The following is a 21,068-nucleotide window of genomic DNA, read 5'->3' on the forward strand; positions in this document are numbered from 1 at the left end:
CAGCGGCAGCTCGGCAACTCCGCCACCTTCTCCATCGGCTACGTCGGCCAGAAGACCGATCACCTCATGGCCATCTCGCTCATCAATCAGAAGGTCCTCGAGGCCAACGGCACCATCGCCCCCAGCCCCTACCTCAACCCCACCCTCCAGTCCCTCGTCGGACAGGCCCGTCTCACCTCCTCCGTCGGCTACTCCAACTACAACGCACTCCAGGCAAGCTTCCAGCAGCGACTCACCCACGGTCTCGAGTTCCAGGCCAACTACACCTTCGCCAAGTGCCTCGGCAACTCTTCCGGCTTCTTCGCTCAGTACGGCGACGGCAACGGAATCACCCAGGCTGGCAACAACCACTTCTTCTTCCAGAACACCTACAACCCCGCCGCCGACTACGGTCGTTGCGACCAGAACCTCACCAACTCCTTCAACGGCTTCGTCACCTACGACCTGCCCTTCGGCCGTGGTCGGCAGTTCGGCTCTAACATCCCCCGCGCCGCCGATCTCGTCATCGGTGGGTGGCAGGCAAACTCCATCCTTCAGTTCCACGATGGCTTCCCCTTCACCGCTCAGGCCACCGACAACTCCGGCACCACCTCCGGCTTCGCCCGCGCCAACTGCAACGGCCAGCCAATCGAGACCCCCGGCAAGCGATCCAGCGACCCCCTCCATCCCGGCGAGGTCTGGTTCGACTCCAGCTCTGTCTCTCAACCCACCAGCGGCTTCGGCAACTGTCAGGTTGGCAGCTTCACCGGCCCCGGTCTCCAGTCCGTCGACTTCAGCGTCTCTAAGAGCTTCCACATCGTTGAAAGCCAGAGCCTGCAGTTCCGTGCCGAAGCCATCAACGCCCTCAACCACCCCATCCTGAACGCCCCCAACTCCTCCATCGGGCCCACGTTCGGTCTTGTCAACGCCTCGCAGGGAGAACGCAACCTCCAGTTCGCCCTCAAATACATGTTCTAACCACTCACAAACCACTCACAACCAATTCGAGCGGGTAGCCTGACCAGCTACCCGCTTCCTTTTGCCTAATCCTTGAAGCAAACGCTCCCAATTCTCCCCAAAAACCAGCCTCTAGAAGAGATTTTGCGCCCTGCGCTTCCGGACGCTCCGCCCCCGCTACCTCGGACTGGCCGGTGGCATCGCAAAGCTTGGTAGGACCACCCTCGTTTACGGCCTTTTCTACCTATATTCGGTCTCTATTTGGTTACCTGGAGTGTAAAAACTTCCTTGACAACGCCTGTACCAATGCCCGAGAATCCTCAGCCGAGGAAGTTACAGACTTTTTCCTCTACTTAAACGTTTGAAACATATGCAGAACGAGCAAAATTTGCCGATATACGGCGATTCCACTACAAGAGGGGCTTCCAGGAATGGAGCGGCAGGAAGTAGAAACTCCCTGCCATCGTTCGTAAAGCAGCGTTCAAACCACTAAAACGTTTCACCAAACCTAGCATCGAGGGCACCAAATCATGAATCACGAAATCGCAAGGCACTTGAACCGCATAGGCCAGTGCGGACGCGCAATCTTCAAGGGATGGAGGAAGCCGGCTTCTCTTCTCGCAGTCTTAGTTCTCTTCACTGCCGCCTCCTTCGCCCAGCTCACGACAGCCGACATCCTCGGAACCGTCACCGACGCCACCGGCGCAGTCATCCCCAACGCAACCGTCGTCCTCACCAATAACGGGACAAACGAGAAGCGGACCTCCACCACCAACGGCTCCGGCGACTATAGCTTCAACATTCTTCCAGTCGGCCACTACACCATCTCCGTCAAAGCCGCCGGCTTTGCAGCGGCGATCACCAAGGACCTCTCCGTAGAGGCTGGTGACCGTGCCCGTAACGATGTGCACCTCCAGACCGGCCTCGAGAGCACCGTGGTCGAAGTCACCGCCAGCACCCCGCTCCTCCAGGCTGACAGCGCCACCGTCAGCTCCACCGTGACCGCCAAGGCAGTGCAGGATCTGCCCCTCAACGGACGTAACTTCGTTCAGCTCGTAGCTCTCGTCCCCGGTGCCAACCCCGGAGCAGGTAACTCGCTCTCGAGCGGTGGCCGTCCCGACGATCGTCGTACCAATGCCGCTGGCCTCTCCGTCAACGGACAGGACGAGTCGCTCAATAACTGGGTAGTAGACGGTATCGACGACAACGAGCGCGTCATCGGATCGATCGGTGTCAAGCCGAACGTCGAAGGCATTCAGGAGATCACGGTCGAGACCAACAGCTACGCGCCGGAAGCTGGCCGTACCGCTGGCGGCGTCATCAACGTCGTCACCCGCTCTGGTACCAACGCCTTCCACGGTTCGGTCTACGAGTACTTCCGCAACGACATCTTCGATGCCCGCAACTTCTTCCAGAGCACCGGTAGCAAGCCAGAGCTTCGTCAGAACCAGTACGGCGCCAGCATCGGCGGACCCATCTTCCGCGATAGGACTTTCTTCTACTTCGACTACGAAGGATTCCGTCAGGTATCAGGCGTCACCTACACCAAAACCGTCCCGACACTCGCTGAGTACAACGACATCCACAGCATCAACGGCGGATCGCCGCAGGCCCTCTTCTCTACCGAGAACGGCACAGCCCAGGCGTTCGCCACCGGAACTACTATCAATCCGATCGCGTTGAATTATCTACAGCTATTCCCCGCGCCGACCAATAGCAATCTAAGCAACAACTTCATCACTAGCCCTAGCAAGACTCAGAACTCGAACACCTACGACGCCCGTATCGATCACAAGCTCAACGATAAGAACTTGCTTTTCGCGCGCTTCTCGTATAACACCGTCAATACCTTCACCCCTCCCGGCCTGGGAACGCAAAATGGTATTCAGGTCAGTGGTGGAAGATACGACTTCGACGGCCCAGCCACCGATATTGCCCAGCAGTATGAGTTGGGTTACACCCACATCTTCACTCCTGGTCTTCTTATGGACCTTCGCGCAGGCTTCACTCGCATCAACAACCTGTCGCTGCCTCTCAACTACGGTAAAGGGGTCGATCAGACGGTTGGCTTTCCATCGAGCCAGACCAGCTTCAGCCCCTTCGCAGACTCGCTCACCCCGTTCGCTATCGGACCATTCTCTGATCTCGGCGATGGTGCCTATGTTCCTCTACAGGACATCGACAACAGCTTCCAGTACACCGGTACTGTTAGCTGGACCAAGGGCAACCACAACATCAAGTTTGGCGCAGGCTTGATCCGCAGGCAGGCTCGCAACGTTCAAAGCGCCTCTGCCGTCGGCGCTTACAACTTCGGCCTCCAATCGGACAACGACTCCAATCTGAACACCCAGCAGGACAATCAACTCGCTTCGACTCTGCTTGGTGCCTTCAACCAGCAGCAACGTGCCTTCAACTTCAGCCCGCCTGACTACCGCAGCTGGGAGCCGAGCGTCTTCGGGCAGGATAGCTGGAAGATCAGCCCCAAGCTCACCGTGATCTACGGTCTTCGGTACGATATCTTCACGCCGTTTACCGAAGCGCACAACCGCATCTCCAACTTCGACTACCTGCAGGCACTTTCAGACACCCCTGCAAACGTATCGAGCGCTCTGAAGATCGCTGGCGTCAATGGTGTCAGCGACACAGTAGACATCCCAACTCAGCACAACAACGTTGCTCCTCGGGTCGGCTTCGCTTACTCGGCCACCCCCAGCATCATCGTTCGTGGCGGATACGGTCTCAGCTACTTCCCAGGCAACTACACCTCGAACGGCGATCTGAAGAACGTTCCTTTCACCTCGTCTAACTCTCCGTCCTGCCAGGCCACGGTTGCGATTGAACTTCTGAAACTAGCGCCTAAAAACAATGGCGCCGTTCCAGTAGGTCAGAACGGCGACTGCGCGGCTCCGAGTCAGGGTCAGAACGGAAGCTTGAGCCAGGGAATCCTTCCGCCGACTCCCTTCACCGCAGCTCAACTGTCTAACCTCTCCTCAATCAACGGCCTGTCGTTTACTGCGGAGCAGACAAACTTCAAGAGCGCTCTCATTCAGCAGTTCAACCTCCAGGTTGAGCAGCAGATCGGCGCCAACGTCTTCATCATTGGATACGTCGGCAACATCGGTCAGCACCTGCCGGAGTCGATCAACAACATCAACCAGGCCCTGCCCTACAACCCGTTGGCTCCTCTCGGAAGTGCTGCAAATCCGGTAGGTGGTCTACGTCCTCTTGCTGCGAATGGCAACCTGACTAACCTTAACAACGTCAGCTACCTCGCCACCGAGGGCGTATCAAACTACAACGCTCTGCAAACATCCTTCCAGCGTCGCTTCACTAAGGGCCTCGCCTTCGATATTAATTACACCTGGGCTAAGGGTCTGTCTGATACCAGCACCTTCTCCCAGCAGGGCGATCAGGGTTGGAGCAACGCGCTTCCGACAAACATTCGCGCAACCGAGTACGGCAACACGGATACTGACATTCAAAACCGCTTTGCTCTCCAGATGAACTATGAACTGCAGTACGGTAAGAGCTTTACCGGTATCAAGAAGGCCTTCCTCGCTGGATGGGATGCAAACATCATCGCGGTATGGCAGAGTGGTAAGGTCTTCTCGATCGACCAAACTGGATCCGGCGTAGACAATCCAGTCGAAAGCGATGGCATTGCACATGGCTTCAACAATCGTGCGGTTCCCCAGAACAGCGGTGGAAACGATCGGCCTGACACCATCAAGGATCCTCGCTTGAGCCACAAGACCAACGCGGAGTTCTTCGACGTGACGGCCTTCGCTCCTCAACCCCTCGGAACCATCAGCAACACGCAACGCAACTCGTTGTTTGGACCTCACTACCGCGATGTTGATATGTCTATCTTCAAAAACTTCCCTGTCACGGAACGTGTAAACCTGCAGTTCCGCGCAGAGTCGTACAACATCTCCAACACGCCTAACTTCTTCATCGGTAACAACAACACCGGCAACCAGCAGTTCGGTAACTCTGCCTTCGGAAGCATCACGCAAACCGATCCTGGCTATACACCCCGCCAGTATCAGTTCGCACTCAAAGCGCAGTTCTAACCAACGCACCACAAACACCCGTCGGCGAAGAGAAACCCTCTCCGCCGGCGGGTAACTTTTGTCCGGCTCGAACACAAGCTCTGAATGAACCCAGCCGGACCGAAAATAAAACTAGAGAACCTAGCGTACTTTTAGACACCCAAAACAAGCCGTATAAAACACCACATCTACCATGCACCGCAACACAGCCAGACCACCCAGACACTGCGTTTCGCAAATCCCCTCGAAAAAAGTAGCTTTACCTTCGTATTTTTCACGGACCGCACCGCAATAACCCGCCTGGAGATCTCCTGACATGAACCGCCGCAACTTCCTCACCCAAACTTCAGCCTGGGCCGCCGCCGCCGCGCTCCCCAAGCTCTCCGGAGCCTCCATCCTCCCTACCCTCGAAGCCTCAGCCCCCGAGACTCCGACTGCCGGCAAGGCCACCTTCCCAAAAGACTTCCTCTGGGGCACCGCCACCGCCGCCTATCAGGTAGAAGGCGCCTGGAATGTTGATGGTAGAGGCGAAACCGTCTGGGACCGCTTCAGCCACGCCCTTGGCAACGTCAAAGGCGCCTACACGGGCGACACCGCCTGCGACGAATACCATCTCTACCCCAAAGACATCGCACTCATGAAGCAGATGAACATGCGCAGCTACCGCTACTCCATCGCCTGGTCGCGCATCCAGCCCACCGGCGAAGGGGCCGTCAATCAAAAGGGAATCGACTACTACAAGCGCCTCACCGACACCGTCCTCGCCGCCGGCCTCCGCCCTCTCGTCACCCTCTATCACTGGGATCTCCCTCAGCCCCTCGAAGACAAAGGCGGCTGGCCCAATCGCGACACCGCCGCCCGCTTCGCCGACTACGCAGAGATCGCCGTCAAAGCCCTCGGTGACCACATCAACACCTGGGCCATCTTCAACGAGCCCTGGGTCTTCACCTACCTCGGCTACGGCTCCGGCGTTCACGCACCCGGCAAAAAGGACTTCGACCTCTTCCTCAAAGCCTCCCACACCGTAAACCTCGCGCAGGGCGACGCCTTCCGCGCCATCAAGGCCATCGCTCCCAAATCCAAAGTCGGCACCGCCTTCAGCATGTCCCCCGCCGCACCCATGACCCCCTCTGCCGAGGACGCCGCCGCCGCCAAACGCTTCGACGCCTTCAACAATGTCTGGTTCCTCGAAACCGCCCTGCGCGGCCGCTATCCCGAAGCCTTCGTCAACGGCGTTCCTCACGAGGCGATGGGCTTCCAAAGCGGTGACGACAAGCGCATGATGGCTCCGCTCGACTACATTGGCGTCAACTACTACTTCCGCCAGATGGTCGCCGCACCGGCCGCTCCCATTCCCACCAACCCCTCCTACGCGGCCATGGGCTTCAACCTCTCCATGGGCAAAGAAGGTCCGCTCACCGAGATCGGCTGGGAGGTCTACCCCCGCGGCATGTACGACATCGTCCAGCGCATCTCGAAGGACTACAAGCTACCCATCGAGATTACCGAAAACGGCTGCTCCTACGGCGACTATCCCGACGCCACCGGCCGCGTCGCCGACGTCCGCCGCATCCACTACTACCGTGAGCATCTCCGCGAGCTCGCCCACGCCATGCAGGACGGCGCCGACGTACGCGGCTACCACTCCTGGTCCATCCTCGACAACTTCGAGTGGTCCGAGGGCTACACCCAACGCTTCGGCATGGTCTTCGTGGACTTCCCCACCCAGCGCCGCTTCATGAAGGACTCCGGAAAGTGGTACGCCCGCGTCGCCGCCACCAACACCGTCGAAGCTGCCCCCGCCACCACCTGACCCCACGCGGACAAGGCACAGAGGTAAGCGATAATACCTCTGTGCCTCCCTCCGATCTTTCCCCCTCCGAAGAGTACGGGCAGCGTCTGCAAGCCCGCAAGAGACAGGTAGCTCACTTCGAAAACCTGCATCTCCGCTGCGGAAACCTCCGTCTCCTCACAGTCGTCGCGACACTCCTCGCCGCCTGGTTCTCCTTGCACAACGATGCCTTCTCGCTCTGGTGGCTGTTCATCGGACTCGCAGCATTCCTCGCTATCGCTGTCATCCACGCAAAGGTTCTTCGCCATCGCGCCTGCGCCGCCCGCGCCGTAGACTTCTATCGCAAAGGTCTGGCCCGCATCGAAGACCGCTGGGCCGGCACCGGCCAAACCGACACCCGCAGCAATCTCCCCGACCATCAAGCCAGCCTCTACGCCACCGACCTCGACCTCTTCGGTCCCGGCAGCCTCTTCGAGCTCCTCTCTCAAGCCCGCACCCGCATCGGCGAAGACACCCTCGCCCATTGGCTCCTCTCTCCGTCGCCGCTGGCCGAGATAAAGGAGCGCCATGTAGCAGTCTCCGAGCTGCGCCCCTGCCTCGACCTCCGCGAAGACATAGCCGTACTGGGTGAAGCCAGAGAGGGTGCGGACGATCTCAAAGTCGGCCTCCACCCCGAAGCGCTCACGCAGTGGGCCGAAGCCCCCAATCGCCTCAAACACCACTTCCTCCGCTGGCTCGCCCTCGCCCTGTCCCTCTTATCCATCGCCTCCGTCATCCTCTGGGCCGAGCGCGGAGAAAAAATCCCCTTCTTCCTCCTCCTCGCCGCCGCCAGCATCCTCACCGCCTCTCTTCACAAACAGACCGCCGAAGTCCTCCACTCCACCGGGCACGCCCTCAAAGACCTCCGTCTCCTCGCCTCGCTCCTTAGCCGCCTCGAGCGCGAGCACTTCGAATCGCCACGCCTCCACTCCCTCCGGCAACAGCTCTCCTCCCATCATCTCCCCGCCTCGCAAGCCATCGCCCGCCTCCGCACCATCGGAGACTACATCGACGCACTCGACAGCCCCATCCTCCGCGCTCTTAACGTGTCCCTGCTCTACAGCGTCCAGGTCGCCTACGCCGCTGAATCCTGGCGTAGCGCCCACGGCACCGCCGTCCGCTCCTGGCTAGCCGCAACCGGCGAAGCCGAAGCGCTCCTCTCCCTCTCCGCCTACAGCTACGAGCATCCCGCCGACCCCTTCCCCGAATTCATCGAAGGCCCACCGTGCCTCATCGCCGAGCAACTCGGCCACCCGCTCATCCCCTCCGCGAAGTGCGTCCGCAATAGCGTCAGTCTCTGCGGCGAAACCCGCGTGCTGCTTATCAGCGGCTCCAACATGTCCGGCAAGAGCACGCTCATGCGCGCCGTCGGCATCAATACCGTCCTTGCCATGGCCGGCGCTCCCGTCCGCGCCCAACGCATGCAACTCACACCGCTACAAATAGGCGCAAGCATCCTCATCAACGACTCTCTTCAGGAAGGAAGCTCCCGCTTCTACGCCGAGATCACCCGCCTCCACCACATCTGCACCCTCGCCGAAAAAAATCCGCCAGTCCTCTTCCTGCTCGACGAGCTCCTCCAGGGCACAAACTCCAAAGACCGTCTCATCGGAGCAGAAGGCGTAGTCAACGCCTTGCTTGAAAGCGGCGCCATCGGCCTCATCAGCACCCACGACCTAGCCCTCACCAACATCGGAGAACAGCGCGATCCTCGCCTGCATAACGTGCATCTTCAGGACGAAATCGTCGACGGCAAAATGAAGTTCGACTTCAAACTGCAAGATGGCGTCGTCACCAAAAGCAACGGCATCGAGCTTATGCGCCTCATTGGCCTGAAGGTCTGACTCCAAATTCGCTAAATCCACAAAAAAGGTATAAAAGTCACGAAGTGACCGCATCCCGCGCAGGGATGCCCGTCCGGCAGGACACAAGCCTCAGACTCTTCCATGCAACGCGTTGACGAACTGAACGGCCATTCAGTATCCTTCTCCCGACAGAGCAGGAAACCCATTCCTTACTCGCCGCGAAGAGTCACACAACCATGCACCCCAATGAGGTAAAGATTAAATGCGTATCCTGACGTACATTCGGCAGGTCCTCGACGCCGAAGAGAGCGTGCACATCGCGAACCATGCCGTCGCGCTTGAAAACAGCAAGCTCGTCATGGACACCATGGACGAGTACGGCGTCGAAGAGGCGCTCCGCCTCCGCGAGAGCGGCATCGAAGCCGAGATCGTCGCAGTCGCCGTAGGCCCCGCCCGCGTGCAGGACGCCCTCCGAACCGCACTCGCCATGGGTGCCGATCGCGCCATTCACGTCGAAACCGACATCCGCCTCGACGCCATCGCCGTCAGCAAAGTTCTCTCCCAGCTCGCCACCCAGGAGCAGGCAACTCTCATCTTCTCCGGCGGTCAGCAAGCAGACTGGGACTCCCACGCCCTCGCCGCCGCCACCGCCGAGCGTCTCCAATGGCCGCAGGTTACCTGGACCAGCGCCCTCGAACTCAAAGGCACCACCCTCACCGGCAAGCACGACGCCGACGAAGGCAGCGAGTTCTTCACCCTCGAACTCCCCGCCGTTGTCACCACCCAGCAAGGGCTCAACGAGCCGCGCTACCCCACGCTCCCCAACATCATGAAGTCGAAGAAAAAAGAGATGCGCAAAGAGTCCCTCGATCAATTCGGCGTCACGCCCAAACTCAAATTTGTAACCGCCGAAGTTCAGGTCAAAGATCGCCTCAACAAGATCCTCGATGGCAAAGACGCTCCCGCCGCCGCCGCGCAGCTCGTAGATCTTCTCCGCAACGAAGCAAGGGTGATCGCATGATTCTCGTCGTCGTCGAATACGCCAACGGCAAAGTAAGCAAGAGTACCTGGGAGATGATCACTGCCGCCCAGGATTCAGCTAAAGACTCAGGCCGCGACGCCTCCATCACCGCGCTAGTGCTGGGCAGTAACGTCGCCGCCATCGCCGCCGAAGTCGCCAAAGCCGTAGATCAGGTCCTCGTCGCGGACCTCCCCGCGCTCACCCAGTACGACCCCGAGCTCTGGTCCGCCGCCGTCGCTCAGATCGCCACCGAAGGCGAAGCCTCGCTCGTCCTCATCGGCGGCAGTCGCAGCGGCCGCGAGTACAGCCCCCGAGTCGCCATTAAGCTTGACGCTCCCTTGCTCGAAGACGTCATCACCCTCAAAGCCGCCGGCGAGACACTCACCGCCCAGCGCTACACCTATCTCGCACGTGTCACCGAAACGATCGAGGCCGCCGCACCGATCGCAGTAGTCACCATCAAGCCCGGCGTCTTCAATCCCGCAACGCCAAAGGCCGAGTCAGCCGAACAGTTCGATGTCGACCTCAGCCTGCCAACACCGCGCCTCAAGATCACCGACAAGACCGTGGAGCGCACCTCTCGTGTCGGCCTCACCGAAGCCGAGATCGTCGTCTCCGGTGGCCGCGGCGTCGGCAGCGCCGAAGGCTTCACCCAATACGTTGAAGCCCTCGCCGACCAACTAGGCGCCGCCGTCGGTGCCACACGCGCCATCGTGGACGCAGGCTGGCGCCCTTACTCCGAGCAGGTTGGCCAGACCGGCAAGACCGTGCAACCCAAAACCTACATCGCCATCGGCATCTCCGGCGCAGTCCAGCATCTCTCCGGAATGAACAAGAGCAAGACCATCGTAGCTATCAACCGCGACGCCGAAGCCCCCATCTTCAAGATCGCCGACTACGGCATAGTAGGCGACGTCACCCAACTCATCCCCGCCATCCTCACCGAACTCAAAAAATAGTTCGCAGCATCTGTTTCCAGCGACCGTAAAAAAGTCATGCACTCTGTTCTGCCAATCGGAGAAAACACACGGCAGCATCCGGTCCGCCGCCCGCAAAAAATAGCACGTTGCATCTGTTCTATCGATCGCAAAAGTCACATAGCATCTGTTCCGAAGACCGCAAAAAGCACGTAGCACGTGTTCGACCGACCGCAAAAGCACGTAGCATGTGTTCGGCCGACCGCAAAAGAATCGTCATCTCGACCGAAGCGACAGACAGCATCACCGTCTGTCGCGCAGCGGAGAGACCCCCGCATTTGCTCTTGTCTCTTCCCGCTCCGTCGAATAGCTTTAGCTGGAGCAGAATCACGAACAAGCAACGCGAACAACGCCGGCCCCATGCTTCCATTTCCTCAGAAGATCGCCTTTCTCCTCTTCGCCGCCGTCACCCTCACGCTGGGCCTCTGGGGCTTCTATCGTCTCTACCTCCGCATCCGCCGAGGCACACGCGACCCGGAGCCGCGCCTAGACCATCTTCCCCGCCGCATCTTCTACGCCCTCACCACCACCCTCACGCAAAGCCGCACCTTCAAGAAACGCCCGGCCATCGGCCTCTTTCACTCCTTCATCTTCTACGGCTTCGTCTTCTATGGCCTCGTCAACCTGGTAGACGCACTCGAAGGCTTCGTCGATCTCAAGATCAACTCCGCTAACTCGATGCGCGGAATCTATCTCATCCTCTTCGTCGGCGAAACTTATCATCTCCTCGCCGACATCCTTAGCTTCCTCGTCCTCCTCGGCGTCGTCGCGCTGGTCATCCGCCGCTTCGCCCTCCCCAGCCGCACCGACTTCCGCTTCAACCCCCGCACCCTCCTCCACAAAGACGTCAAACAATCCAGAATCACCCGCGACTCCCTCATCGTCTCCGCCTTCATCCTCTTCCACGTCGGCAGCCGCGCCATCGGAGCCGGAGCCCGTATCGCAGCCGAAGGCTCTCTCTACCATGAGCCCTTCGCCACCCTGCTCTCCCATCTCTTCACCCCCGCCAACGCCGAAGCCTTCCGCATCTTCGGCTACTGGGGAGCACTCGGTTCTGTCCTGGCCTTCCTCGCCTACTTTCCCTACACCAAGCACATCCACATCTTCATGGCCCCGGTGAAGTACCTCGTCGCCCGCGAACCCACCTCCGGCGTTCTCCCGCCCGTCGCCCTCAACCTGGAAGCAGAAGACGAAGTGTCTCCTCAGATCATCGGCGCCGCAAAGCTCGAAGACCTCGCCTGGCCCCGCCTTCTCGACGCCTACTCCTGCATCCAGTGCAACCGCTGTCAGGACGTCTGCCCCGCCACCGCCACCGGCAAATCCCTCTCCCCCGCCGCGCTCGAGATCAACAAGCGTATGGAGCTCAACGATCTCACCAGCGAGAAGAACTTCTTCTCCTTCGCCACCGCCCCCTTCGAAAAAAACACCCCCAGCCCCCACCCTCTCCTGCAGTTCGCTCTCTCCCCGGAAGCAGCCTGGGCCTGCACCACCTGCGGAGCCTGCATGGAGGTCTGCCCCACTCAAAACGAGCAGATGCTCGACATCATCGACATCCGCCGCAACCAGGTCATGATCGAAGGCGAGTTTCCCAGCCAGCTCCAATCCGCCTTCCGCGGCATGGAGCGAGCGCAAAACCCCTGGGGCATCAACCACGAGCAGCGCCTCGCCTGGGCCGACGGCCTCAACGTCAAAACCACCGATGAAAACCCCACCCCCGACGTCCTCTACTGGGTAGGGTGCGCCGCCAGCTACGATCCCCAGGCCCAAAAAACCGCACGCGCCTTCGTCGAACTCCTCACCCACGCCGAGGTCAACTTCGCCGTCCTCGGCAAAAAAGAGTGCTGCACAGGAGACAGCGCCCGCCGCGCCGGCAACGAGTATCTCTACCGTCAGCTCGCCGACAAGAACGTCTCCACCCTCAACACCGTTAAGCCCAAACTCATCGTCGCCAGCTGCCCTCACTGCATGAACTCCATCGGCCACGAGTACAAGCAGATCGGCGGCGACTATAAGGTCCTCCACCACACCGAGTACCTCGAAACCCTCGTCGCCGAAAAGAAACTCACCGCCACACCCAGCGAAGCCACCATCACCTATCACGACCCCTGCTACCTCGGCCGCCACAACGGAGTCTACGAAGCCCCCCGCAACCTCCTCAACATCCTCTCCAACTCCACCCCCGAACTCCCCCGCAACCATGAAAACTCCTTCTGTTGCGGAGCCGGTGGAGCCCAGTTCTGGAAAGAGGAGGAAGAGGGCGACGAGCGCATCTCCGACAACCGCTTCCGCGAAGCCCAGCAAACCCTCGTCCCCGCCACCGGAGAAAAAGTCCTCGCCGTAGGCTGCCCGTTCTGCAAGAGCATGCTCGGCAGCACCCCCAGCAAAGCCGCCTCCGAGGACATCGTCATCAAAGACGTAGCCGAACTCCTCCTAGAAGGCGTCCGCCGCAGCAAAGGCCTCACCAACACACCGCCGCCCGCACCAGCACCGCAAGCCACACTCGAACCCGCGCCCGTCCAGGTCGTCACAGCCCCACCCGCAATCGAAGTCTCCACCGCGCCTCCGTCCCCCACCCCATCCGCCGATCCTCCAACTCCCGAACGAAAGAAGTGGCAACCCAAATCCCCCGCACCAACGGAATCCGACGAAACCTCTCCCGTAGCCGCGTCGCTTCCTGTGCAGTCTCCAACGCCAGCATCCGCTCCATCCCCCGAGCGCAAAAAGTGGCAACCCAAGCCAACCACGCCTCCGCCAAGCCAACAGATAAGCCAAGAGACAAGCCAAGAGACAAGCCAAGAGGTCAGCACTCAACCCTCAATCCCCGAAACCCCTCAACCCGAACCCACCACCCTCGCCCCGGAACCAACAAACACCGCGAATATTCCGACCGAACCGCCTGCACCCGAACGAAAGAAATGGCAGCCCAAGGCCGCCGCTCCCGTCCCCGCCACTCCCGTCCCCGCCACGGAAGTCTCAACCCCTACGCCCGAGGAACCCCCCGCATCCTCCGACACCGGCCCGACACGCAAAAAGTGGGTCCCGAAAAACCCCAGCTAACCTACCCGCCCGCCTTCACCCACTCCGCCACCCGTCGCAGCATCTCCTTCGCCTGCGGCAAAAACGGAAACTCATTCGCCGAAGCCGCGAACCCGTGGTTCATCCCCTCCACGAACACCTCGGTCACCTCCACTCCAGCCTCAGCCAGCCGCTTCGCATAGGCCTGTCCTTCATCCCGAAGCACGTCATACTCCGCCGTCACCACAAACGCCCTAGGCATCCCAGCCAGCGAATCCGCCAACAACGGAGCCGCCCGAAAATCCGCCCCCTCACTCCTCTCATTCAAATAATGATCCCAAAACCAAATCATCCCCAGCCGCGTCAGCCCGTACCCCTCGGCATTCTCCAGGTAAGAAGCTGTAGGTGGATCATAGTAAGCCGTAGCCGGATACAGCAGAATCTGCCCCGCCAGCCCATCCACGCCCTTATCCCGCAGCAACAAAGCCACCCCCGTCGCCAGCGTCGCCCCGGCACTATCTCCTCCCACCATCACCCTCGCTGCGTCCCCTCCAAACTCTCCGGCATGCGCCAGCACCCACTCCGTCGCGGCCACGCAATCCTCCAGCCCCGCCGGAAACTTATGCTCAGGAGCCAGCCGGAAGTCCACCGCAACCACCACCACTCCCGCCTCCTTCGCCAAAGCCCGGCAGTACGGATCATGCGTCTCCAGCGTTCCCGCCACCCATCCGCCTCCATGAAAGAAGACCACCACTGGCGCCACCCCATCCCCGCCAGCCGAATAGACCCGCAACCCGATCTTTCGCGCCTCCACGTCAATCGTCCCGTCCGCCGTCAGCACATCCGCATACTCCGGCATTGGCACAAACCGAGCCATCATCTCGGCTCTCTCCACCCGAGCTTCCTCTGGCGTCTGGTGCTCGACCGGCGGCCGACCCAACGCCTTTCCCGCATCCAGAATCGCCCTTACCTTCGCATCCAGTGGCATGGAACCATCCTATCGCCGCCTCGGCATGATGTAATCCTTACCTATGCACATCGCAGGGTCGTGGATTCTTCTCCTCTTCATCACCGCCGTCACCGCGATCATTCTGTTGGTGCTTCACCTCACCAAAGCCGGTGAGATCGTTCACCAGCAGATCCCCGACCGCCCCCAGCGCCGTCTCTTCCTCGCCTCGGTCAGCTTCTTCATCACCTTCCTGGCCGTCCGTCTTCTGGTCGCCTCCATCACCCATCACATCGGTCCCTTCGGATACGTCGAGATGGGTGGACGCCACATCCATCACCTCGTCTGGGGGATCCTCCTGCTCCTCATCTGCGGCTATGCCGAGATCGCCGACGCCGGCACCGGCGACTCCTCCATGTCGATCCTCGTCAGCCGCCTCATCGCCCTCTCTTACGGCATAGGCGCTGCTCTCACCCTCGACGAGTTCGCCCTCTGGCTCAACCTCGACGCAGCCGCCTACTGGTCCCGCCAGGGCCGCGAGAGCATCGACGCCGTCGTCCTCTTCGGGGCGCTGCTCGGAATCGGAGCCTGGGGCGCACCCATCTTCCGCTGGCTGGCCCACCCAGGCGCTAGAAAGAACTCCCGCTGAAACAGCATCGGCACCCCGAAGGGTGCCGGCACGTCAGATCTCTCAACAAAAAGCCTAGTTCTGGTAGGTCAGCAGCTCCAGCCTGACCGGGTCCACACCCATCCTGACCATCTTCAACTGCCGGGCAGCGCCAAGCGACAGGTCGATCACCCGGTCCGGGTACAGAACCCCGCGATCGGTAATCGTCACAATCACCGACAGGTGGTTCCTCAGATCGGTCACCTTCACCTTGCTGCCGAACGGCAGGGTACGGTGTGCCGCTGTCAGCTCGTTCTTATCGAAGATCCGTCCACTCGCAGTCCGGTGGCCCTGCAGCACCTCGCCATACCAGCTCGCCATGCCGCTCTTGATCCGGGTGAAGATCGTGGCCTTGGGCACAGATACGGTGTTGACGATCTCGGAAGTGGTGACCTCGTGGATCGCTGGAGCTGACTCCGTCGCTAGCGCGGATGCCGGAGTGGCGTTGTCCGTCGCAAAGGCAGACAGAACAACCATCGCCGCCAAAGTAAGCGCGGTTCTGGCCCTTCCTGTTGTAGTTGCGGTACGTTCGTTTCCGGGTCTCTGTTCCATCCCTTAAGTATAAGAAATTCAAGGCTTAAAGGGTGTTTTTTATCACTCAAAATGAGCCTCGGTTCACCACACTCAAAGCTCTCTGTCAACCCTTTTGGGGTTGCCTCGAAGCCTCAAAAAAGGTGCAAAAAAAGTGTGCCGCCCTCAACTCCACGTTACAAAGGAGTTACTCCGTCAAATCCGTCCAACCGTTAATCCGGCGGATACACACTTTTTGTTTTTTTATTTCGTCCAACGCGCTGGACGGGCTCATGTAACGATGAGCTTCAAAAGCAGGGAACTCCGCTCTTCTCCCAAAACAGCCTCCGTAGCCGAAAACAAGCGGCCCGAGCGCTCCTCCAGGAAAACCGGCAAACTCCCTCCTCGGGCCCCGATCCCTCCTTGAGGTTTCACCTCCATGTCGCCCCTCACCTCGGCGTACTTCGCCTTTGCCGCCATAGCCATCCTCCTTTATTGGCTCGCCTCCCGCTGGCAGAACGGCCGCCTCTCCGTCCTGCTCCTCGCTAATGTCTTCTTTCTCGCGCGCCTCGCCTGGTTCTACCCCGCGCTGCTTCTGGTCTCCGCCACCATCGACTTCCTCGTCGGCCTGGGCCTGCAAAACCTGCCCCGCGAACAGACCTCCCGCCGCCGAGCCCTCGTCTCCGTCAGCGTCGTCATGAACGTCGGCCTGCTCGCCGCCACCAAATGCCTCCCCGTGGCTCTCGGCGAACTCTACCGCTGGGTCTTTCCCCTCAGCCTCTCCTTCTACTGCTTCCAATCGATGACCTACACCATCGACCTCTTCCGCGGCACACGCGCAGGAACCCGCAGCTACCTCACCCACCTCACCTCTGCCTCGCTCTTCACGGTCATCATCGCCGGACCCATCAACCGCGTCTCCGACCTGGTCAAACAGCTCCAGCAGCCCTTCTCCCTCACCCAAACCCAGGGTGGCCGTGCCTTCCTCCTCCTCGCCTCCGGCCTCCTCAAAAAACTCCTCATCGCCGACTTCCTCTCCAACAACGTCGCCAACCGCATCTTCGACACCCCCACGCTCTACAGCGGAGCCGAAGTGTTGATAGGCGTCTACGCCTACGCCCTGCAGATCTACTTTGACTTCTCCGGCTACACCGACATCGCCATGGGCGTCAGTCTTCTCCTCGGCCTCACCCTGCCCGACAACTTCAATCGCCCCTACCAGTCCCTCAACATCGCCGACTTCTGGCGTCGCTGGCACATCACCTTCTCCAACTGGCTCCGCGACTACCTTTACTTCTCCCTCCCCAGCGCCCGCAAGTGGAAGGCCGCCAACTACGTCAACCCCATCATCGTCATGGTCATCGGCGGTCTCTGGCACGGCCTCGGCTGGACCTTTCTCCTGTGGGGGCTCATTCACGGTTTCGCCCTGACCACCCACCGCATCTTCCAGAACATCCGCGGTAAGCGGGCCGCCACCGCATGGGGAAGATACCTCAGCATCTTCGTCACCTTTCACTTCATCTGTTTCACGTGGATCTTCTTCCGCTCGCCTGACGTCGCCACCGCGTGGGCGATCCTCGGCCGTCTCGGCTCCTTCACCTTCTCGCTCGACAACATCACCCGCGCCATGGTCGGTGTCATGCTGGCCGGCATCGCCCTCCACGCCATCCCGGTCAAATGGTTCGACCGAACCGTAGAGATCTTCGGCCGCGCCCCCTTCGTCCTCCAGGGCGCAGGCCTCGCCGCCGCCGTTCTGCTCATCGAGTTCTTCGCCGGACGCGGTTCAACCTCCTTCGTCTACAGCAACTTCTAACCAAATGACATACACCGGTAACGCATCGCAAACGAGCCATCCCCTGAACAAAATGAACATGGCAACGCAGATAAAACCGTCATCTCGACCGAAGCAACGGACAGCATCATCATCCGTTGCGCAGTGGAGAGACCCCCGTATTTCGCTTTTGCCGCTACTCGCGCTTGAAGCCCGCACAAAACCTTCGTCGAGAGTGCCCACCTAACCACCATGCCCTCCAACTTCCCAACCCAGACCCTCCTCGCCACCGCCACCTTCGGCGTCATCCTCCTCGGCGTTCACTACGGCCTCGACCGCACCAAGGGCATCGACCCCGCCTCGACGCTCCGCCCCATCGGGCAGTTTCAGTTCACCCGCGCCTCCTTCGTCCCAGTGGTCAGGGTCCCCATCCCGCAGGTTCCGGCCACTCTCGCCGTCCCCGACCCCTTCGCCCACGGCCGCACCGCCGCCGACGCCGCCAACTCCACCCTCCAATCCGAATTCCTCATCGACGACAACGGCGCCCTCGACCACTTCTACGCCGCCCTCCGAAACCTGAGCACAGGCCCCAATAAGCGCGACGTCCGCATCGTCCACTACGGCGACTCCCCCACCACCGCCGACCTCATCACCGGCGACGCACGCGATCTCCTGCAGGAGCGCTTCGGCAACGCCGGCCCCGGCTTCATCCTCATCGCCAAGCCCTGGGCCTGGTACGGTCATCACGGCGTCGAGGTCTCCGGCGACGGCTGGAAGATCGACACTGCCGTCGGCTCCATGCGCGAAGCCGACTACGGACTCGGCGGAGCCATCTTCACCGGCCCCGTCGGCGCTACCAGCACCATCCACCTCTCCGCCCATGACTCCACCTCCATCGAGGTCGAGTACCTTGCCGAGCCCAACGGCGGCAACCTCGAAGTCATCGCCGACGGCGCACCGGCAGGCACAGTCCAGACCGCAGCCGAAACCAGGCAGAACGCCGCAGCCTCCGTGCCGCTTCCTCTCGGCACCAAGAAAGTCGAGCTCCACGTCACCGGCAGCACCGTACAGCTCTTCGGCGTCGCCTTCAGCCGCGACAACCCCGGCCTCACCTACGACAGCATCGGTCTCAACGGCGCCTCCACCACCGTCATGTCCCGCGCCTTCAACCCCGTCACCTTCGCCGTCTCCCTCGCCCACCGCAACCCCGACCTCGTCGTCATCAACTACGGCACCAACGAGTCCAGCTTTCCCGCCTACGTCGAAAAGCAGTACGAGCCCGAGCTCATCCGCGCCATCGGCCGCGTCCGCTCCGCCCTCCCCAACGCCTCCATCCTCATCATGAGCCCCATGGATCGCGGCGAACGCAGCGGCGACCAGATCTCCACCATGCGCGCCATCCCCGAGATCGTTGCCATCCAGCAGCGCGTCGCCCAGCAGACCGGCTGCGGCTTCTTCAACACCTACCAGGCCATGGGCGGCAGCGGCACTATGGCCCGCTGGTACGATCGCCATCCTGCCATGGTCGGAGCCGACCTCATTCATCCCTCCCCGCAAGGCGCCCGCATCATCGCCCAGCTGCTCACCGGCCAACTCCTGATAGGCTACGAACGATACATGCAAAATCACCAGCCCTCCCCAACCCTGGCCGCCTCTCCAACCCAACCCAGCAAGCCCATGGGAGTCCAGTAGATGATCCTTCGCCCCATCCCGGCGATCCTCCTCGCACTCTCCCTCGTATCCGGCCCCCTGACGTTCGGTCCCGCCCTGCACGCAGTCGAAACCTCGGCCTCTAGCAAATCCAAAGCCCACACCCCCGCGAAAGTAAAACGCGCCCCCGCCGCAAAACCACCCAAAGGCAAGAAGCGTTCCACCAGGTCGTCCGCTCACGCCACCCGCACCACCGCCGTCTCCCTCCACCCTCCGCACGTCTCGCTGAACACCCGCGAAGCCATCACCGGCCGCATCACCCAAACCCTCGCCAGCACTCGCCTCGGCATCGAAAACCCCCGCGCCCTGCGCCCCTTCTTTGACCAGCTCAGCGCCCTCCAGGCCGACCCCCACGCCACCCTCGTCCGCGTCATCCAGTTCGGCGACTCACACACCGCCGCCGACATGTTCACCGGAGCCCTCCGCACTCTCTTCCAGGACAAGTTCGGCAACGGCGGAGCCGGCTTTCAATACGCAGGCTATCCCTTCGCCGGATACCACATCCACGGAACCAAGCGCGCCCAGTCCACCGGATGGCTCGCCCTCGGCACCCATCTCCGCGATATCGGCGACGGCCTCGTCGGCATGGGCGGCGTCAGCCTCGCCACCGAAGCAGCTGGCAACTGGGTCTCGCTCGACGCCGACGCCACCTCCCTCGAAGTCCAGTACCTCATCCAGCCCAACGGCGGCTCCATCGACATCCGCGATAACGACCAGCTCCTCGCCACCGTATCCACCGCCGCGCAAGACGCATCCAGCCCCGGCACCGCAGGCCACTACGACGTCACCGTCCCCGCCGGTCCCCATCACTTCGAAATTCTCACCACCCAGGCCGCGCCAGTTCGCCTCCTCGGCCTCTCCACGGAAAACGCCTCAGGCGTCACCTACGAAGCCGCAGGCATCAACGGCGCAGAGGCATCGCTCTTCCTCCGCTGGAACGAAAATCTCCAGCAGACCCTCATGGCCGAGCAGAACCCGGCGCTCATCGTCCTCTCCTACGGAACCAACGAAGCAGGCGACCGCAACTGGACCGAAGAGTCCTACGCCTCGCTCTTCCGCCGCATCATCGAGCGTTGCCGCCGCCTCGCTCCCAACGCCTCCATCCTCGTCATCGGCCCGCCAGACCGCGCCATGCACAACGGACGCCACGGCTGGGCCGCCTTCACCGGCGTCGATCGCATCATCACCGCCCAGCGCGCCGTCTGCCGCCAGATGAACTGCGCCTACTGGGATCAGCGCAGCCGCATGGGTGGCTTCGGCTCCATGCGAGACTGGGTCGCCGTCAGCTGGGCGCAGCCCGATCACACTCATTTCACCGGCGAAGGCTATAACGAGCTGGCCAGTGCTCTCTTCTCCGACATCGTCCAGCAGTACGACACCTACCATCCACCTATCACCCGCGCTGAGGGCGAAACGAAATAGATCCTCGCACGTCAAAAGTTACGCAATCGGTTACAAATCACCCAGGCAGGCACAACATGAGCAAACAGGCAGGCATCCTCAAAGTCATCCACGCAGTCTCCGAGCTCTCCGGCGACCCCACCCCCGACGAGTCCCTCTTCGACTCAGGCACCCTCGACTCCTTCACCCTTCCCGATCTCGTCACCGGCCTCGAAAAAGAGTTCAACGTCACCATCCCCGACTCTGACCTCGTCCCCGAACGCTTCGACACCATCACAAAAATCGAAGCCTATCTCGACACCCGCAAAAACTAAACTCCTTGCTTGCAGGAAGCTGCAGAACCAAGAAAGCTGCAAAAACCGGCCCTTGTTGTTGCCGTTGCCGTTCGTCCTTGTCGTTGCTGTTGCCGTGAGTTGTTGCCGTTGT

13 protein-coding genes and 1 pseudogene are annotated in these 21,068 nt (G+C 61.0%); 12 read left to right on the top strand and 2 right to left on the bottom strand.

Annotated features, from left to right (window positions below):
- The 7 genes and pseudogenes from GSQ94_RS06570 to GSQ94_RS06600 form a co-directional block, all read left to right on the top strand.
- Positions 1-957 (top strand): annotated as a pseudogene (locus GSQ94_RS06570) (hypothetical protein); the annotation flags it as partial.
- A 509-nt stretch (positions 958-1,466) separates the two neighbouring features.
- Positions 1,467-5,009: a TonB-dependent receptor gene (locus GSQ94_RS06575; RefSeq protein ID WP_158942730.1), complete on the top strand. Its 3,543-nt coding sequence runs from the start codon at positions 1,467-1,469 to the stop codon at positions 5,007-5,009.
- A gap of 295 nt (positions 5,010-5,304) precedes the next feature.
- On the top strand, positions 5,305-6,801 hold the full coding sequence (locus tag GSQ94_RS06580) for a GH1 family beta-glucosidase (protein ID WP_158942732.1): 1,497 nt from the start codon (positions 5,305-5,307) through the stop codon (positions 6,799-6,801).
- Between the two features lie 41 nt (positions 6,802-6,842).
- On the top strand, positions 6,843-8,663 hold the full coding sequence (locus tag GSQ94_RS06585) for a mismatch repair protein (RefSeq protein WP_254063699.1): 1,821 nt from the start codon (positions 6,843-6,845) through the stop codon (positions 8,661-8,663).
- Between the two features lie 223 nt (positions 8,664-8,886).
- Positions 8,887-9,645 carry an electron transfer flavoprotein subunit beta/FixA family protein gene (locus GSQ94_RS06590; RefSeq protein ID WP_158942734.1) on the top strand — a complete coding sequence of 253 codons (759 nt, stop codon included), beginning with the start codon at positions 8,887-8,889 and terminating at the stop codon, positions 9,643-9,645.
- Positions 9,642-10,604, top strand: a complete 963-nt coding sequence (locus tag GSQ94_RS06595; RefSeq protein WP_158942736.1) for an electron transfer flavoprotein subunit alpha/FixB family protein — start codon at positions 9,642-9,644, stop codon at positions 10,602-10,604. Before GSQ94_RS06590 ends, GSQ94_RS06595 begins: the two co-directional genes overlap by 4 nt.
- Positions 10,605-10,982: 378 nt before the next feature.
- Positions 10,983-13,679: a (Fe-S)-binding protein gene (locus GSQ94_RS06600; RefSeq protein ID WP_158942738.1), complete on the top strand. Its 2,697-nt coding sequence runs from the start codon at positions 10,983-10,985 to the stop codon at positions 13,677-13,679.
- Position 13,680: 1 nt separating this feature from the next.
- Here the strand turns inward: GSQ94_RS06600 and GSQ94_RS06605 are convergent, their stop codons facing one another.
- Positions 13,681-14,625 (bottom strand): alpha/beta hydrolase, encoded by a 945-nt coding sequence (locus tag GSQ94_RS06605; RefSeq protein ID WP_158942740.1) that lies wholly within the window; start codon positions 14,623-14,625, stop codon positions 13,681-13,683.
- A gap of 43 nt (positions 14,626-14,668) precedes the next feature.
- Between GSQ94_RS06605 and GSQ94_RS06610 the strand changes: the two genes are divergently transcribed.
- Positions 14,669-15,232: a hypothetical protein gene (locus tag GSQ94_RS06610; protein WP_158942742.1), complete on the top strand. Its 564-nt coding sequence runs from the start codon at positions 14,669-14,671 to the stop codon at positions 15,230-15,232.
- 54 nt (positions 15,233-15,286) lie between these two features.
- On the opposite strand, the gene GSQ94_RS06615 is transcribed toward GSQ94_RS06610, so the two are convergent.
- The gene (locus GSQ94_RS06615; RefSeq protein ID WP_216843029.1) at positions 15,287-15,802 is read right to left on the bottom strand and encodes a septal ring lytic transglycosylase RlpA family protein; all 516 of its coding nucleotides are present in this window, start codon (positions 15,800-15,802) and stop codon (positions 15,287-15,289) included.
- A gap of 397 nt (positions 15,803-16,199) precedes the next feature.
- Here GSQ94_RS06615 and GSQ94_RS06620 point away from each other — a divergent pair, with 397 nt between their 5' ends.
- From GSQ94_RS06620 to GSQ94_RS06635, 4 genes are all read left to right on the top strand, one after another.
- Positions 16,200-17,573: an MBOAT family protein gene (locus tag GSQ94_RS06620; protein ID WP_158942744.1), complete on the top strand. Its 1,374-nt coding sequence runs from the start codon at positions 16,200-16,202 to the stop codon at positions 17,571-17,573.
- 210 nt (positions 17,574-17,783) lie between these two features.
- A complete protein-coding gene (locus tag GSQ94_RS06625; RefSeq protein ID WP_158942746.1) occupies positions 17,784-19,223 on the top strand; it encodes a GDSL-type esterase/lipase family protein in 1,440 nt (479 codons plus the stop codon).
- On the top strand, positions 19,224-20,663 hold the full coding sequence (locus tag GSQ94_RS06630; RefSeq protein ID WP_158942747.1) for an SGNH/GDSL hydrolase family protein: 1,440 nt from the start codon (positions 19,224-19,226) through the stop codon (positions 20,661-20,663).
- Between the two features lie 56 nt (positions 20,664-20,719).
- Positions 20,720-20,956: an acyl carrier protein gene (locus tag GSQ94_RS06635; protein WP_158942749.1), complete on the top strand. Its 237-nt coding sequence runs from the start codon at positions 20,720-20,722 to the stop codon at positions 20,954-20,956.
- Positions 20,957-21,068: the final 112 nt, after the last annotated feature.

The sequence above is a fragment of the Granulicella sp. S190 genome (assembly GCF_009766095.1).
Classification (GTDB): domain Bacteria; phylum Acidobacteriota; class Terriglobia; order Terriglobales; family Acidobacteriaceae; genus Edaphobacter.